We start from the raw sequence: 16420 nt of genomic DNA, 5'->3' as shown, positions 1-16420 counted from the left end.
CAAATATTCGGTATCAGTTGGCAACAAATGCAGGCTAAGGTGCGTTATCGACTATTAATTCTGACACTATTGCCGATCTTAATGACATTAATCAGCCTAGTATTTATCACTATTTACTGGAATATTAGTTATACCAGTCAGCAATTGTTTATGAAGGTTAAAGCTGATTTATCGGTTGCTGAAAATACACTACAACAGGTTCAAATCCGTCAAGAGCAACAGCTTGTTCATTTGGCTAATTCATGGGCCTTTCAAACTGCGTTTAGTCAACTCCAACAAGATAAAAATAATCCACACGCGCAGCAGACGATCGCAGAGGTATTAACGCAAACTCAGCGGCAATTTAACTTAGATTTTTTAAGGTTAATCAGTGTAGAACAAGTTAAAACAGATCCAGATTTAACAGCATTGTTGCGTAACAAGCCTGACTCGCCATCTTCAGGTGTCATGGTGCTTCCCTCTGAGCGTTTAAAGCAGATAAACCCACAATTGGCACAATATGCCACAATTAATCTTAAAACCACTCAAAGAGCGATAGCGCCAAGCAAGCAGCAGGAACATCGCGGCTTAGTGAGTCGAAGTGTACTACCAATAATAATGAATTCAGGCTCTTCAATGCAGTGGTATCTTGATGGGGGGAATATATTTAATAAAGATACCGTGATAGTTGATTACATTCGCAATCTTGTTTATGACAAAGGGACTTTACCTGCACATTCAATTGGTACTGTGACGATTTTTTTAGACAATGTCAGAGTCAGTACTAACGTGCCAATGAATGCCTCGTCATCACAATATTCTGAACAAAATCGCGCGCTAGGCACCTTAGTGTCAGAAGAGGTGAAGCAAAAAGTACTAGTGGATGGGCAAACTTGGGTTGATAGGGCATTTGTGTTTAATGACTGGTACATTTCCGCCTACGCCCCTTTGCTTGATATCTATGGTAAACGAGTGGGTATGGTATATACCGGTTTTTCTGAAGGACCTTTCATTCATAATTACCTACTTAATATTATTGAGTTAGGCAGTATTTTAATGCTGGTATTATTTGGCTCAGGCTTATTGGTTTATCGTGGCGCGTACAGTTTATTAAAACCCATAGAACGCATTCATCAGGTGGTTAAAGCGGTACAATCAGGCCGTAATGTTCGTATCGGTGAGCTCGGTTTAGATCGTGATAATGAACTGGCTCATTTAGCTGAACAGTTCGATAGTATGCTGGACTTATTGCAAAGTCGAAATTTACAGATTCAAGCCGCAGCAGAGCAACTCGAATTAAAAGTGGAGCAGCGCACCAAAAGCTTGCAAGACAAAACGGAAGAGTTACAACGTAATGTCGAATTACTGAATGAAACTCGCCAGCAATTGGTCACCAATGAAAAACTAACCGCATTAGGTGAGTTAACGGCGGGTATTGCCCATGAAATTAATAATCCTACCGCTGTAATTCTAGGTAATATGGAATTATTAAAGTATGAATTGGGTGATCAAGCTGAACAGGTATCAGAAGAGATTGATCTCGTGATCCAGCAAGTGGGACGTATAAGCACTATTATTCGTAGCTTATTGCAGTACAGTCGCCCTGGTGAATTTAATGCCCCCATCGAAATGCATCAGATGACCCCGATTGTTGAAGAAGTTTTAGTCTTGGTGCGTCACTCAATACAAAAGCAAGAGGTTGTACTAGTTAAAGCGCTTAATGCAAGTTGTCCCGTTGAGGTTAATCGACCGCAGTTGCAACAAGTGCTAATTAACCTAGTTGTTAATGCCGCCCATGCTATTGAAGCTAGAAATGATACGGGTAAGGGCAAAATTTGGATTCGAACCCAAGACTGGCTTCAAGGTGATGAACCTATAGGAGTGAAAATCGAAATAGAAGATGAGGGTATAGGCATAAACACTGAGCAACTAAGCCGTATTTTTGATCCATTTTATACCACCCGTAAAGACGGCACAGGTTTAGGGTTATCATTAAGCTACGGTATTATCAAACGGTTAGGCGGCACTATTGAAGTGAAGTCTACCGAAGGCAAGGGCACGGTATTTATTATTGGTCTTTATCATAGAGCTAAAGATGAATATACCAATAACCCTTACGAGGGGCTGCAGTTTAACTAAGCATGAGATTGATGTGAACCACTGGTGGCTAAATTAAATGAAGTGTGATGATTAACAGCATGGGGATAGAATTGAGCGGTTTATCATAAACTCACGTAGCCGTATAAATGTGTCGGTTAATAAATTTTAAGCAAAAAAAAGCCGGATGATTAATCCGGCCACAAAGAGTGTGAGCAATGTCGTGCTTGCGAACTCAGCGTAACAATAAAGGTGATGAATCTTTAAAATCGTAACTGAGCTTTGGAACGCAAATGAATAGTAATCATTCTCATTATCGTTTGCAAGTTAAATAAACTTTTTTTTATTCTTTACACTTCATTTACCAACTTTAAGACAATAAAAAAGCGCGATAGCCGATACCATCACGCTTATTATTCTATTATCAAATAGGGTTATAAAATGCGTCTTGAATGTTGATGCGTACTTAATAATTTATCTTGTAATACCCTCAATAACACCCCGTAAGCGGGTAAAAACAATCCCAAACTGACAATCAATTTAAAACCATAATCTATGGTCGCTATTTCTGGCCAGTGTTGCGCCATAAAAGTATCGGTAGAGGCATAAAATGCCACACTGAAAAAGACTAAAGTGTCGACTAAGTTACCAATTAAGGTAGACGCAGCAGGGGCTATCCACCACGCACGGGCTTTTCTTAATTGCGCAAATACCGTTATATCCATTAATTGGCCAATAAGATAAGCAATGAAGCTTGCAAAGGCGATGCGGAATACAAAAGTATTGGCTTCGAGTACGGCGTCAAATTGTTGAAATTGGCCTTGATGAAATAGTACGCCAATTAGATATGACACAATTAAAGCAGGAAACATGGCTTTAAAAATGATTTGTCTAGCGGCTTGCTGACCAAATATGCGCACGGTTAAATCCGTGGCTAAGTACACAAAAGGAAAGCTAAATGCTCCCCAAGTGGTGTGATAGCCGAATACTTGAAACGGTAACTGAACCAAGTAATTACTGGCACAAATTATCAATATATGAAAGCTGACTAAAAATAGCAGCGCACGGCGCGTCTGCGTCGGGGTAAGTGTTAACATCTTGTGGCCTTTTTATTGAGATTAGGCGGGGTGAGGGAACCCGCAATTTTATTGGTTCTGGGTATGCTAGCACCCACAACGTGTACAGAGATTTATTATGATTATATCTTGTGCGGTCATCACCAGTAATAGGTCGCTGCCGACAAGGGGGCAGGATAATACCACTCTAGCAATAAATAGCCCAGCTTAAGCGATGAAGTCGATTGTTTAGCTCTCATATTTCTGAGTGAAATAAGAATAAAGTAACAATAATACATGCACTTAAAAATTATTGAACGACTCTCAAAAAAACTATTAAGTGAGTTGTATGGTAATGTCTATGTCAGTTTTTACGTTTGTAATTAATAAAATCAACAACAAAGCATTTGTTTGTTGTACTTAAATATTTTGGTTTCTTTGATTTGCACGATACCTGTTACAATAAATCATCTTGTATTTACCATGTTATCTATATGTCAGTATCTCTGCTTAAACACAATACCCTGGGACTAGAACAGTCTTGTGATGAACTATTTGTCGTAGATTCTAAAGCGTCTCTTATCGAGAATTGCCTATCCTTATATCACTCAGATAAAGCGTTAATGATACTCGGTGGTGGCAGTAATGTTGTCTTCACTGAAGATTTTGCAGGATCTGTGGTTAAAATTGCGACTAAAGGGATTGCTGTAGAACAAGAAGGGAATGAGGTACTGCTTACTGTTGAAGCTGGTGAGAGTTGGCATGAGCTGGTGGCGTATTGCGTGGAACATAATTTCTACGGTATTGAAAACTTAGCGTTAATACCCGGCACTGTTGGTGCTGCACCGATCCAAAATATCGGTGCTTACGGGGTGGAATTTAGTCAGGTTTGCCATTCTGTCGAGTTCCTCGATCTTGATTCATCACAACTGTATGAAATTATGGCTGCAGATTGCCAATTTGATTATAGAGAGTCAATTTTTAAGCAACAACTTAAACACAAAGCTGTCATTACAGCTGTCAAAATTAAGTTAACTAAAGTTTGGGTGCCGCAGCTGGACTACGCTCCATTAAACACACTTGATTCTACGACTGTCAGTGCGAAACAGGTTTTTGAACTAGTTTGCCAAATAAGACAGTCAAAATTACCAGACCCTGCGGTATTAGGAAATGTTGGCAGCTTTTTTAAAAACCCAATTATTAACACTGATAAATTTGAAACTTTAAAAGATAAATTTCCACAAATAATCGGCTACAGCTTAGAAAATAGTCTAGTAAAACTAGCCGCAGGCTGGTTAATCGAAAATGCTGGGCTTAAAGGGTTTTCTATCGGCGGTGCATCGGTTCATCAACTGCAGGCACTAGTTTTAGTGAACTCTGCTAATGCAACCGGCAATGATATCTGTCAACTTGCGTTACATGTTATTGATGTTATTGAGCAGCGATTTGAAGTATCTCTAGAAACTGAACCTAGGATGATGGCGCAATTTGGAGAGGTCGTTTTATCATGAATGAACATTGGTCGCGTAAACGTTCAATACTGTCCTTGCTGAGCGCAGAACATTTTACTTCTGGCGAGAAAATAGCAAGTCAAATTAGCTTAACCAGAATGGCGGTTAATCAGCATATTGACTCATTATCAGAATATGGTGTTGAGATTTTTAGTGTGAAGGGCAAAGGGTATAAGCTCGCCAACCCAATAGCATTAGTTGATGAAAATAGATTGATTAACCAGATAGATAACAGATGTTTTTATTTTGATGAAATAAATAGCACTAATAGTTTTCTGTTAAGCCACCATGAAGACCTTAAGTCTGGTGATATTTGTGTTGCTGAATATCAATCAGCCGGCCGCGGCAGGCGTGGTAGGCAGTGGCAGTCTCCCTATGGTAACCATCTTTATGCATCCCTATTTTGGCGTTTTGACAGTGATGTAACCAAAGCTATGGGGTTAAGTCTGGTTATAGCGTGCTCAATCGTCAAAGCGTTAACTGATATGGGTGTGACTGGGCTAGGGCTTAAATGGCCTAATGATATTTATTTAGAGGGTAAAAAGCTGGCTGGAATTTTAATTGAAGTGGCGCAAACCAATGCACAACAAACTGAGCTGGTAATCGGCTTTGGGATTAACATGAGTATGTCGGCTGTACAGGGCGAACTTATTGATCAGCCTTGGAGCGATTTAACTAGCCAAAATCAATTGCCCGATAAAACCTTGTTATTGGCAAAGCTACATCAGCACTTAAAAAGTGATATTCAACTGTTTGATAAGCAGGGTTTGGTTCCATTTATTGATTTTTGGCAGCAATATGACTTATTTACTGACAAGCCTATCAAGTTGCTGATGGCGCCTAATGAAGTTGAAGGTGTTTACAAGGGAATAGATCAACAAGGAGGGATTATAATTGATACTAATGAAGGGCTAAAAACCTTTATTGGCGGTGAAATAAGTTTACGACGCGCCTAACTTAGCGCGTGTGAACTTAAGGTTACTTTCTCAGTAACACATTATCCATTAGGTGATTTTCACCTTTTTTGAGGATCAAATTTGCGCGTTCTCGAGTCGGTTGAATATTCAAGTTTAAATTTGGGCCATTAATCGTGTCCCAAATATTAGCAGAAATGGCATTTGCCTCACTATCGGACAATGCCGCGTAGTGATGGAAAAATGATAATGGGTCGCTAAATGCGCCTTTTCGAAATTGCAAAAATCGCTGCTGGTACCATTCTTTTAATAAATGTTCTTCTGCATCGACATATATCGAAAAGTCGACAAAGTCAGATACAAATGGACGTCTTAAATCAATGGGAGAGTCTAGACCTGTTTGTAAAACATTTAACCCTTCAAGTATAAGAATATCCGGTTGTTCTATCACTTGATGTTGATCATGACATCGATCATAGGTCACATGGGAATATAAAGGGGCTAAAACACGCGGTTCACCGGTTTTCACTGCGGAAATGAAGTCGACTAACATTTTCATGTCATAACTTTCAGGAAAGCCTTTGCGCTGGAGTAATCCCTTGCGTTTTAAGTCTGCTAGTGGGTACAGGAAACCATCGGTTGTGACTAAATCGACTTTTGGATGTTCTGGCCAGCGTTGTAATAAGGTTTGCAGAATACGTGCAGTGGTACTTTTTCCAACAGCAACACTACCTGCAATACTGATAATGTAGGGTGAACGAGAAGCGCTTTGCTCCAAGAACTTGTCTACAATCATTCCCCGTTGTTGCTTAGCTCCTACGATAAGGTTAAGTAACCGACTTAATGGTAGATAAATGTCAGTTACTTCATCTAATGATAACTTCTCATTCATGCCCCTTAGGTTTTCAAGCTCTTCCTGACATAATGTTAAGGGAACAGAATTGCGCAACTCCGCCCATTTATGACGTTCGAAGGAGAGATATAGCGCTTGTTGAATGCTGTTTTTCATTAATAAGCCAACTTTATACTGGGTCTGGCACATTACACGATCCGTATTACTGGAACAATACTTTAAGATTCAATTAACTGACCGAATAAAAATAATGGTTCATTATTGGTTATATTTAACGCTTCGCGAATAAAAAAACGACAATTGAGAGTTTATTTAGCTTTTTTATAATTTTTCTATTGCACTTAGCGCCACATTTACCTAATATCCGTTCCCGAAATGATGCGCCGGCATAGCTCAGTTGGTAGAGCAACTGACTTGTAATCAGTAGGTCCCGAGTTCGACTCTTGGTGCCGGCACCATTTTTCTGGAGGGGTTCCCGAGTGGCCAAAGGGATCAGACTGTAAATCTGACGGCTCAGCCTTCGAAGGTTCGAATCCTTCTCCCTCCACCATTTTTTAGGTAGTTAGGTAGCCTATGTAGGTTGCGCGGATGTCGTATAATGGTATTACTCCAGCCTTCCAAGCTGATAACGCGGGTTCGATTCCCGCCATCCGCTCCAAGTTTGTTTGCTGATATGGCTCAATTAATTGAGCAAACCTTAGGTCAAGGTTAGTCGGTATTACTGCCATGCTTATCAGCACAATCCTACAAAAAATAATCGCCTGACTAAAAAATCGATTCGATGTCATATCTATATGCATCGGATTTTTATTATGTGTGTGTTTTCATCACCAAACTATTGGATTGAGGCTATACCATGGCAAAAGCTAAATTTGAACGTAAGAAGCCCCACGTAAACGTAGGCACCATCGGTCACGTTGACCATGGTAAAACAACTTTAACTGCAGCTATTTCTGCTGTGTTAGCTAAGACTTATGGTGGTGAAGTGCGTAACTTCGCTCAAATCGATAACGCTCCAGAAGAGCGTGAGCGCGGTATTACTATTAATACTTCTCACATCGAATATGACACACCAATTCGTCACTATGCACACGTCGACTGTCCAGGTCACGCGGATTATGTTAAAAACATGATCACTGGTGCTGCACAGATGGATGGCGCAATCTTAGTAGTTGCTGCTACAGACGGCCCAATGCCACAAACACGTGAGCACATCCTACTTTCTCGTCAAGTAGGTGTACCTTTCATCATCGTATTCATGAACAAATGTGACATGGTTGATGACGAAGAGCTATTAGAATTAGTAGAAATGGAAGTGCGTGAGCTTCTTTCAGAATACGACTTCCCAGGTGATGACTTACCAGTTATCCAAGGTTCTGCATTAAAAGCGTTAGAAGGCGATGCGGCATGGGAAGGTAAAATTCTTGAGCTTGCAGAAGCACTAGATACTTATATTCCAGAGCCAGAGCGTGACATCGATAAGCCATTCCTACTACCAATCGAAGACGTATTCTCGATTTCAGGTCGTGGTACAGTGGTAACTGGTCGTGTTGAGCGTGGTATTGTACGCGTATCAGACGAAGTTGAAATTGTAGGTGTTAAAGACACAACTAAAACAACTTGTACTGGCGTAGAAATGTTCCGTAAGCTACTTGACGAAGGTCGTGCTGGCGAGAACTGTGGTGTGTTATTACGTGGTACTAAGCGTGATGACGTAGAACGTGGCCAAGTACTAGCTAAGCCTGGTTCAATCAACCCACACACTACTTTCGAATCAGAAGTATACGTGTTATCAAAAGAAGAAGGCGGACGTCACACTCCATTCTTCAAAGGATACCGTCCACAGTTCTATTTCCGTACAACGGACGTAACTGGTACTATCGAATTGCCAGAAGGCGTAGAAATGGTAATGCCTGGTGACAACATCAAGATGGTTGTTACTTTGATTTACCCAATCGCGATGGACGACGGTTTACGTTTTGCTATCCGTGAAGGTGGCCGTACAGTTGGTGCTGGTGTTGTAGCTAAAATTATTGCTTAATTGCGAATTTAGTTAACACTGAAAAAGGAAGCTTAGGCTTCCTTTTTTGTTTTGGCTGCCTGCGTTAAGATAAAACGCAAGTTTTTTACTGATTTATTCGCATAAGACCACCAGTCATGTTGCGAATAGAGCTGAATCAGAATACAATCTATGACCGATTTTTGACCCTGTGCTGTGATAGTTTCTGGGGTAACTCGGGAATGTAGTGGCAGTTCACTGTTGCTAAGCTCAGGTCGTATTGAGTAACGGAATTAACAGATGACAACAAGTACTGAAAGCCAGGGTAATTCTCTGGATATCGTGAAGTGGAGCGTGGCTGTATTGCTAGTTTTAGCAGCAGTTATTGCTAACCAATTTTTTGCAGAAGCCAGTGTAGTGGCTCGTGTTGCTGGTGTAATTGTCACTTTTGCAATTGCTGGCTTCATAGCATTTCAAACCGTTAAAGGTAAGCAAGCACTTTCATTTGCTCGCGAAGCACATATTGAAGTGCGTAAAGTGATTTGGCCAACTCGCCAAGAAGCTCTTACCACAACGTTTATCGTTCTTGCTGCAACAGGTGTTGTTGCATTGATCCTTTGGGGATTAGACGCAATCTTATTGCGAGTTGTGAATTTAATTACAGGCGTATAGGCATTTAAACATGACTGAAGCTACAGAAGCGAAGAAAAGATGGTATGTTATTCAAGCCTTTTCAGGTTATGAAGGTCGTGTACTTAAAACACTACTTGAACATATCAAAATGCACAGTATGGAAGATTACTTCGGCGAGATTTTAGTGCCAACAGAAGAAGTCGTTGAAATGCGTGCAGGTCAACGTCGTAAAAGTGAGCGTAAATTCTTTCCGGGCTATGTGTTAGTCCAAATGGAAATGAATGATGATAGCTGGCACTTAGTAAAGAGCATTCCTCGTGTAATGGGCTTTATTGGTGGTACATCAGATCGTCCAGCGCCGATTTCAGAGAAAGAAGCCAATAACATACTACAGCGTTTACAGGACACTGTTACTTCGCCGACACATCGTGTTATTTATGAACCAGGTGAAGTGGTTCGTGTGTGTGATGGACCATTTGCAGACTTTAACGGAACTATCGAAGAAGTCGATTATGAGAAGAATCGCGTTAAAGTTTCTGTGATGATTTTTGGTCGCTCAACACCTGTTGAACTTGATTTTCATCAGGTTGAAAAAAGCTGATTAAAATAACCACAAAATATTGATTGTTTGCGGGTGTGGATTTTTGTATAATTCGCACCCGTTGTTTCAGGGGGAGCAAATTGGCATGTCGCCAAGATGCGTTTGAACCCAAATAGAGGAAATGTCGACATGGCAAAGAAGATTGAAGCTTATATTAAGCTACAAGTAGCAGCCGGTGCTGCAAACCCGTCTCCACCAGTTGGTCCTGCTTTAGGTCAAAAAGGTGTGAACATCATGGAATTCTGTAAAGCATTCAACGCTCGTACTGAAAAGTTCGAAAAAGGCATGCCAATTCCTGTTGTTATCACTGTATACAGTGACCGTTCTTTCACTTTTGAAACTAAGACTCCACCTGCATCTTTCCTACTGCTTAAAGCAGCTGGTTTGAAATCAGGTTCAGGCCGTCCTAATACACAGAAAGTAGGAACTATCAAGCGTAGCGCTGTTCAGGAAATTGCTGAATCTAAAGCGGCTGATATGACTGGTGCTGATATTGAAGCGATGACTCGCTCAATTGAAGGTACTGCACGTTCAATGGGTTTGGTAGTAGAGGACTAATATAATGGCAAAGCTAAGTAAACGCGCTCGCGTAATTCGCGAAAAAGTTGATGGTACTAAGCAGTATGACATCAACGAAGCAGTAGCACTTTTAAAAGAATTAGCAACAGCTAAATTCGTAGAAAGTGTTGACGTAGCTGTTAACCTTGGTATCGATCCTCGTAAATCAGATCAAAACGTACGTGGTGCTACTGTACTTCCACACGGTACTGGTCGTGACGTTCGTGTTGCTGTATTCACTCAAGGTGCAAACGCTGAAGCTGCTAAAGCTGCGGGTGCTGAACTTGTGGGTATGGACGACCTAGCTGCTCAAATTAAAGCTGGCGAAATGAACTTTGACGTTGTTATCGCATCACCAGACGCAATGCGCGTTGTTGGTATGTTAGGTCAAATCTTAGGCCCACGTGGTTTAATGCCTAACCCTAAAACTGGTACTGTAACGCCTAACGTTGCAGAAGCAGTTAAGAATGCTAAAGCTGGTCAAGTTCGTTACCGCAACGACAAAAACGGTATTATCCACACTACTATCGGTAAAGTGGATTTCACTGTTGAACAGTTAAAAGAAAACTTAGAAGCGTTAGTGTCAGCACTGAAAAAGGCTAAGCCTGCAGTTGCTAAAGGCATTTACGTGAAAAAAGTTAGCATCTCTACCACTATGGGTGCAGGTGTTGCAGTCGACCAAGCTAGCTTGGAAGACATTAAGTAATTTTACAATTTGCGCGCATTAGTCTATAATGCGCGCAAATTGTGGGTTGAAGCTCCTTTTACTTGATATTGCCTTAATTCGTTAAGGTATATTGGCTAAAAAGTGAGTTTCCGTCCAAGACCGCAGGTGTTTATCGTAAGGTTAACTTAATTTCCTGCGTAGACGGTGTCAGGCCCCAGCTAAATTTTTTTACTGGAAAATCTGCACCGTAAGTAGCCATCTACATATTGTATTTGGTTTGGTAAATTCTAGGGATTTCCCTAGGTAGAATCCAGGAGTAAAGCCTAATGGCATTAAGACTCGAAGACAAAAAGGCAATTGTTGCTGAAGTCAACGAAGCTGCCAAAGGTGCGCTTTCTGCAGTTGTTGCCGATTCACGCGGTGTAACTGTAAGTGCCATGACTGTTCTGCGTAAAGCCGCTCGCGCTAATGGTGTTTATGTACGTGTAGTACGTAACACTTTAGCTAAGCGTGCTGTTGAAGGTACTTCATTTGAATGCCTTGCAGAAACGTTCACTGGCCCAACTTTAATCGCCTTCTCTCTAGAGCACCCAGGTGCTGCAGCGCGTCTTTTAAAAGATTTCGCTAAAGAGCAAGCAAAGTTTGAAGTTAAAGGTGCAGCTTTCGAAGGGATGTTTATCCCTGCAGTTGAAATTGATCGTTTAGCGAAACTACCAACATACGACGAAGCACTAGCTCAGTTAATGATGACTATGAAAGAAGCATCTGCTGGCAAGTTCGTACGTACATTGGCCGCCCTTCGCGATCAAAAACAAGAAGCCGCTTAATTATAAGTTGGCCGCTTAATAAAATTGAATTCAGAACAATAGGAAATATTTCTAATGTCTATCACTAAAGACCAAATCTTAGAAGCTTTCGCAGCAATGTCTGTAATGGAAGTTGTTGAACTAATCGAAGCAATGGAAGAGAAATTCGGTGTTTCTGCTGCTGCAGCAACTGTAGCTGTTGGCGATGCTGGCGCAGCTGCTGAAGAGCAAACAGAATTCGACGTAATTCTTACTTCTCACGGTGCTAACAAAGTTGCTGTAATTAAAGCACTTCGTGGCGCTACAGGTCTAGGCCTGAAAGAAGCTAAAACTATGTCAGAATCTTCTCCAATTGCAGTTAAAGAAGCTGTTTCTAAAGAAGAAGCTGAAGCGCTTAAAGCTGAGTTAGTTGCAGCTGGTGCAGAAGTTGAAATCAAGTAAGTTTTAGTTAACTTACTCACCCAAGCAATTGGGTGAAGGCTGGCGGTTTTTTAACCGTCGGCCTTTTTTGCGCTCTATGCGCAGGCGATTTTTTATTCACCGTTTATCGCCAGTTTTAGCAGTTCCTAGCAGAGATTACTGGTTAGGTTCTTGCGACAACGGTGACGGGCAAACGCGCTGATTTATATTAAAAAATTAATGTATTTCAGTCTTGGTCACACTAGTAAGTAGAGGAAACCCATGGTTTACTCCTATTCTGAAAAGAAGCGTATTCGCAAAGATTTTGGTAAGCGTCCAAAGGTTTTGGACATCCCTTATCTATTGTCTATCCAGTTAGACTCTTTTAAGAAATTCACCGATCAAGATCCTACGGGTGAACGCGGTTTTGAAGCGGCATTTCGTAGCGTTTTTCCTATCAAGAGCTTTTCTGGTTATTCTGAGCTGCAATATGTCAGTTATAAACTAGGCGAGCCAGTTTTTGATGTGAAAGAATGTCAGATCCGTGGTGTCACTTATTCAGCTCCACTGCGCGTTAAATTACGCATGGTGTTGTTTGATCGTGAAGCTGCAGCTGGCACAGTAAAAGATATTAAAGAACAAGAAGTCTACATGGGTGATATCCCATTGATGACTGATAACGGTACGTTCGTTATCAACGGTACTGAGCGTGTTATTGTGTCTCAGTTACACCGTAGTCCTGGCGTATTCTTTGATCATGACCGTGGTAAAACCCACTCTTCCGGTAAAGTGCTTTATAACGCACGTATTATTCCTTACCGTGGTTCATGGCTTGACTTTGAATTCGATCCTAAAGACGCATTATTCGTCCGTATTGACCGTCGTCGTAAATTACCTGCGACTATCATGCTACGTGCGTTAGATTTTTCTACTCAAGACATCTTAGACTTATTCTTTGAGCGTATTCAGTTCAAGATTAAGAAAGATTCTTTAGTGATGTCATTAGTACCTGATCGCTTACGCGGTGAGACAGCTAGCTATGACATTAAAGATGCTGAAGGTAGTCTGTTGGTTGAAGCGGGCCGTCGTATTACAGCTCGTCATATTAAACAGTTAGAAAAAACCAACACGACTGAGCTTGAAGTGCCAGTGGATTACATTGTTGGTAAGTATGCTGCACAAGATTATATCGATGAAGATACTGGTGAAGTATTAGTGACAGCAAACAGCGAAATCTCATTAGAAGATTTAGCTAATTTGTCATTAGCCGGCATTAAAGAAATTGATACGTTATTTATCAATGACCTTGATCATGGTGCTTATATCGCAGACACACTGCGCATAGATTCAACAACTAACCGCTTAGAAGCATTAGTTGAAATCTATCGTATGATGCGTCCTGGCGAGCCACCAACCAAAGATGCTGCTGAAGGTTTATTCCAAAACCTATTCTTTAGTGAAGAACGTTATGACTTATCAAAAGTAGGTCGTATGAAGTTTAACCGTCGTCTTGAGATTGCTGAAGATGAAGGTTCAGGTGTTCTGTCTAAAGAAGACATCGTTTGTGTTATGAAGAAAATCATCGAAATCCGTAACGGGTACGATGAAGTCGACGATATTGACCATTTAGGTAACCGTCGTATTCGTAGCGTAGGTGAGATGGCTGAAAACCAATTCCGTGTTGGTTTAGTCCGTGTTGAGCGTGCTGTTCGTGAACGTCTATCTTTAGGCGATTTAAACGAATTAATGCCACAAGACTTAATTAACGCTAAGCCAATTTCTGCGGCAGTGAAAGAGTTTTTCGGTTCTTCACAGTTGTCACAGTTTATGGACCAAAACAATCCTTTATCAGAAGTGACGCATAAGCGTCGTATTTCTGCTCTAGGTCCAGGTGGTTTGACCCGTGAACGCGCAGGCTTCGAAGTCCGTGACGTACATCCAACTCACTATGGTCGTTTATGTCCAATTGAGACCCCAGAGGGTCCAAACATTGGTCTAATCAACTCGCTAGCCAGTTTTGCTCGTACAAACTCGTACGGCTTCCTAGAAACGCCATACCGTAAAGTGGTAGACGGTGTGATTACTGATGAAGTTGAATACTTATCAGCAATCGAAGAAGGTCGTTACGTTATTGCACAGGCTAACATCGAAGTTGATGCAGCTGGTCGTATGGTTGAAGACCAAATAGCTTGTCGTCATAAAGGTGAATCTACCTTTATGCGTGCAGCTGACGTTCAGTACATGGACGTTTCGCCACAACAGATTATTTCTGTTGCAGCGTCATTAATTCCGTTCTTAGAACACGATGATGCTAACCGTGCATTGATGGGTGCAAACATGCAACGTCAAGCCGTTCCTACACTGCGTGCTGATAAGCCGTTAGTAGGTACTGGTATTGAACGTACTCTTGCTGTTGACTCTGGTGTTGTGGTGGTGGCTAAACGTGGCGGTGTGGTTGACTATGTTGACGCTAGCCGTATCGTTGTTAAAGTTAATGAAGACGAGCTACGCGCAGGCGAAGCCGGTATCGACATTTATAACCTAACAAAATATACCCGTTCAAACCAAAACACTTGTATTAACCAACGTCCTTGTTGTTTTGCTGGTGATCCAGTGGTTCGTGGTGATGTATTAGCTGATGGTCCTTCTACGGACCTTGGCGAATTGGCCCTTGGTCAAAACATGCGTATCGCGTTCATGCCTTGGAATGGCTATAACTTCGAAGATTCGATCTTAATTTCTGAGCGCGTAGCGCAAGAAGATCGTTTTACTACTATCCATATCCAAGAGCTTTCTTGTATTGCTCGTGATACTAAATTGGGTAGCGAAGAAATCACGGCTGATATTCCAAACGTAGGCGAGTCTGCTTTATCTAAATTAGATGAATCAGGTATCGTTTATATTGGTGCAGAAGTGAAGGGCGGCGATATTCTTGTGGGTAAAGTGACACCCAAGGGTGAAACACAGTTAACTCCAGAAGAGAAACTACTCCGAGCTATTTTTGGTGAGAAAGCTTCTGACGTTAAGGACAGCTCATTACGTGTTCCTAACTCAGTGAAAGGCACCATCATCGACGTTCAGGTATTTACCCGTGACGGCGTTGAAAAAGACAAACGTGCACTTGAAATTGAAGACATGCATGTTCGTCAAGCTCGTAAAGACTTAGGCGAAGAATTCAAGATCCTTGAAGACGGCGTATTAGGCCGTGCGCGTAACTTGTTATTAGCTGCTGGTTTCTCTGAAGCTAAATTAGCTGAGTTACCACGCAAAGACTTGCTAATCCAAGTGATTGACGATGAAGCAAAACAAACTGAACTTGAGCAGTTAGCTGAACAGCACGAAGAGCTGCGCGCTGACTTTGACAAGAAGTTTGAAACTAAGCGTCGTAAGATCACTCAAGGTGATGATTTAGCTCCAGGCGTACTGAAAATTGTTAAGGTTTACTTAGCCGTTAAACGTACTATCCAGCCTGGTGATAAAATGGCGGGTCGTCATGGTAACAAAGGTGTTATCTCGAAGATTTGTCCAGTCGAAGACATGCCATATGATGAAGAAGGTAATCCAGTAGACATCGTACTAAACCCATTGGGCGTACCATCGCGTATGAACATCGGTCAGGTACTTGAAGTTCACATGGGTGCTGCTGCGAAAGGCATTGGTAACAAGATCACCGCTATGCTTGAAGAGCAACGTGAAATTGCCGTACTTCGTGATTACATCAAACAAGTTTATGAGTTAGGTGATGACGTGTTACAGCGCGTTGATATCGACTCGTTTACTGATGATGAAGTTGTGCGTTTGGCGACTCACCTTAAAGGTGGTATCCCAATAGCAACACCAGCATTCGATGGTGCTAAAGAGAAAGAGATCAAGCAAATGCTTGCTCTTGCAGGCTTACCTGAGTCTGGTCAGTTGACATTATGTGACGGCCGTACCGGTAACGAGTTTGAGCGTAAAGTGACCGTTGGTTACATGTACATGCTTAAACTAAACCACTTAGTTGATGACAAGATGCACGCCCGTTCTACTGGTTCGTACAGCTTAGTTACACAACAACCATTGGGCGGTAAAGCTCAATTTGGTGGTCAACGTTTCGGTGAGATGGAAGTGTGGGCACTTGAAGCATACGGTGCAGCTTATACTCTACAGGAAATGCTGACAGTTAAGTCGGATGACGTTAATGGTCGTACTCAGATGTATAAAAACATCGTCGACGGTAACCATCAGATGCAACCAGGCATGCCTGAGTCTTTCAACGTATTGTTGAAGGAAATTCGTTCACTTGGTATTAATATCGAGCTGGATCAAGAGTAAGCATCGCACTTAAGCAATGTTTGGTAACCAAGGG

At 41.6% G+C, this 16420-nt stretch carries 13 protein-coding genes and 3 tRNA genes; 14 read left to right on the top strand and 2 right to left on the bottom strand.

Annotated features, from left to right (window positions below; genetic code table 11):
- The first annotated feature begins 27 nt into the window (after positions 1–27).
- Entirely contained in the window at positions 28–2118 is a 2091-nt protein-coding gene (locus ACRWQM_RS17455; RefSeq protein WP_434932053.1) for a sensor histidine kinase, read from the top strand.
- A gap of 392 nt (positions 2119–2510) precedes the next feature.
- On the opposite strand, the gene ACRWQM_RS17450 is transcribed toward ACRWQM_RS17455, so the two are convergent.
- Positions 2511–3173 carry a 7-cyano-7-deazaguanine/7-aminomethyl-7-deazaguanine transporter gene (locus ACRWQM_RS17450; RefSeq protein WP_434930745.1) on the bottom strand — a complete coding sequence of 221 codons (663 nt, stop codon included), beginning with the start codon at positions 3171–3173 and terminating at the stop codon, positions 2511–2513.
- Positions 3174–3619: 446 nt separating this feature from the next.
- Between ACRWQM_RS17450 and murB the strand changes: the two genes are divergently transcribed.
- On the top strand, positions 3620–4642 hold the full coding sequence (gene murB, locus ACRWQM_RS17445) for a UDP-N-acetylmuramate dehydrogenase (RefSeq protein ID WP_434932052.1): 1023 nt from the start codon (positions 3620–3622) through the stop codon (positions 4640–4642).
- Complete coding sequence (birA, locus tag ACRWQM_RS17440; protein ID WP_434927788.1) at positions 4639–5598, top strand: bifunctional biotin--[acetyl-CoA-carboxylase] ligase/biotin operon repressor BirA; 960 nt, start codon at positions 4639–4641, stop codon at positions 5596–5598. Before murB ends, birA begins: the two co-directional genes overlap by 4 nt.
- A 22-nt stretch (positions 5599–5620) precedes the next feature.
- Here the strand turns inward: birA and coaA are convergent, their stop codons facing one another.
- The gene (gene coaA, locus ACRWQM_RS17435; protein WP_434927789.1) at positions 5621–6565 is read right to left on the bottom strand and encodes a type I pantothenate kinase; all 945 of its coding nucleotides are present in this window, start codon (positions 6563–6565) and stop codon (positions 5621–5623) included.
- A 226-nt stretch (positions 6566–6791) separates the two neighbouring features.
- On the opposite strand from coaA, the gene ACRWQM_RS17430 reads away from it, so the two are divergent.
- The 11 genes from ACRWQM_RS17430 (at position 6792) to rpoB (ending at position 16386) form a co-directional block, all read left to right on the top strand.
- Positions 6792–6867, top strand: a tRNA-Thr gene (locus ACRWQM_RS17430).
- Between the two features lie 7 nt (positions 6868–6874).
- Positions 6875–6959, top strand: a tRNA-Tyr gene (locus tag ACRWQM_RS17425).
- A 34-nt stretch (positions 6960–6993) separates the two neighbouring features.
- Positions 6994–7067: transfer RNA gene (locus ACRWQM_RS17420), tRNA-Gly, on the top strand.
- A 198-nt stretch (positions 7068–7265) separates the two neighbouring features.
- On the top strand, positions 7266–8450 hold the full coding sequence (gene tuf / locus ACRWQM_RS17415) for an elongation factor Tu (protein ID WP_434927790.1): 1185 nt from the start codon (positions 7266–7268) through the stop codon (positions 8448–8450).
- Between the two features lie 258 nt (positions 8451–8708).
- Positions 8709–9080, top strand: a complete 372-nt coding sequence (gene secE / locus ACRWQM_RS17410) for a preprotein translocase subunit SecE (RefSeq protein WP_226412011.1) — start codon at positions 8709–8711, stop codon at positions 9078–9080.
- Between the two features lie 10 nt (positions 9081–9090).
- Positions 9091–9642, top strand: coding sequence for a transcription termination/antitermination protein NusG (nusG, locus tag ACRWQM_RS17405; protein ID WP_226412009.1), 552 nt, complete (start codon positions 9091–9093; stop codon positions 9640–9642).
- Positions 9643–9771: 129 nt separating this feature from the next.
- The gene (gene rplK / locus ACRWQM_RS17400; protein WP_182771917.1) at positions 9772–10200 is read left to right on the top strand and encodes a 50S ribosomal protein L11; all 429 of its coding nucleotides are present in this window, start codon (positions 9772–9774) and stop codon (positions 10198–10200) included.
- Positions 10201–10204: 4 nt separating this feature from the next.
- A complete protein-coding gene (gene rplA / locus ACRWQM_RS17395; protein WP_434927791.1) occupies positions 10205–10906 on the top strand; it encodes a 50S ribosomal protein L1 in 702 nt (233 codons plus the stop codon).
- A 287-nt stretch (positions 10907–11193) separates the two neighbouring features.
- On the top strand, positions 11194–11694 hold the full coding sequence (gene rplJ, locus ACRWQM_RS17390) for a 50S ribosomal protein L10 (RefSeq protein WP_434927792.1): 501 nt from the start codon (positions 11194–11196) through the stop codon (positions 11692–11694).
- Between the two features lie 54 nt (positions 11695–11748).
- Positions 11749–12114, top strand: coding sequence for a 50S ribosomal protein L7/L12 (gene rplL / locus ACRWQM_RS17385; protein ID WP_434927793.1), 366 nt, complete (start codon positions 11749–11751; stop codon positions 12112–12114).
- Positions 12115–12354: 240 nt separating this feature from the next.
- Positions 12355–16386, top strand: a complete 4032-nt coding sequence (gene rpoB, locus ACRWQM_RS17380) for a DNA-directed RNA polymerase subunit beta (protein ID WP_434927794.1) — start codon at positions 12355–12357, stop codon at positions 16384–16386.
- The last annotated feature ends 34 nt before the right edge of the window (positions 16387–16420 follow it).

The sequence above is a fragment of the Shewanella sp. HL-SH5 genome (assembly GCF_051163755.1).
GTDB classification, from domain to species: Bacteria; Pseudomonadota; Gammaproteobacteria; order Enterobacterales; family Shewanellaceae; genus Shewanella; species Shewanella glacialimarina.
Note: the sequence above shows the minus strand (reverse complement) of the source record. Positions and strands in the feature narration are given on the sequence as shown.

Excerpts from the sequence above, each read along its gene's own strand:
- nusG (WP_226412009.1), top strand. The coding sequence starts at position 9,091 with ATGACTGAAGCTACAGAAGCGAAGAAAAGATGGTATGTTATTCAAGCC.
- rplL (WP_434927793.1), top strand. The coding sequence starts at position 11,749 with ATGTCTATCACTAAAGACCAAATCTTAGAAGCTTTCGCAGCAATGTCT.
- coaA (WP_434927789.1), bottom strand. The coding sequence starts at position 6,565 with ATGAAAAACAGCATTCAACAAGCGCTATATCTCTCCTTCGAACGTCAT.
- secE (WP_226412011.1), top strand. The coding sequence starts at position 8,709 with ATGACAACAAGTACTGAAAGCCAGGGTAATTCTCTGGATATCGTGAAG.
- ACRWQM_RS17455 (WP_434932053.1), top strand. The coding sequence starts at position 28 with ATGCAGGCTAAGGTGCGTTATCGACTATTAATTCTGACACTATTGCCG.
- birA (WP_434927788.1), top strand. The coding sequence starts at position 4,639 with ATGAATGAACATTGGTCGCGTAAACGTTCAATACTGTCCTTGCTGAGC.
- rplJ (WP_434927792.1), top strand. The coding sequence starts at position 11,194 with ATGGCATTAAGACTCGAAGACAAAAAGGCAATTGTTGCTGAAGTCAAC.
- tuf (WP_434927790.1), top strand. The coding sequence starts at position 7,266 with ATGGCAAAAGCTAAATTTGAACGTAAGAAGCCCCACGTAAACGTAGGC.
- ACRWQM_RS17450 (WP_434930745.1), bottom strand. The coding sequence starts at position 3,173 with ATGTTAACACTTACCCCGACGCAGACGCGCCGTGCGCTGCTATTTTTA.
- rpoB (WP_434927794.1), top strand. The coding sequence starts at position 12,355 with ATGGTTTACTCCTATTCTGAAAAGAAGCGTATTCGCAAAGATTTTGGT.
- rplA (WP_434927791.1), top strand. The coding sequence starts at position 10,205 with ATGGCAAAGCTAAGTAAACGCGCTCGCGTAATTCGCGAAAAAGTTGAT.
- rplK (WP_182771917.1), top strand. The coding sequence starts at position 9,772 with ATGGCAAAGAAGATTGAAGCTTATATTAAGCTACAAGTAGCAGCCGGT.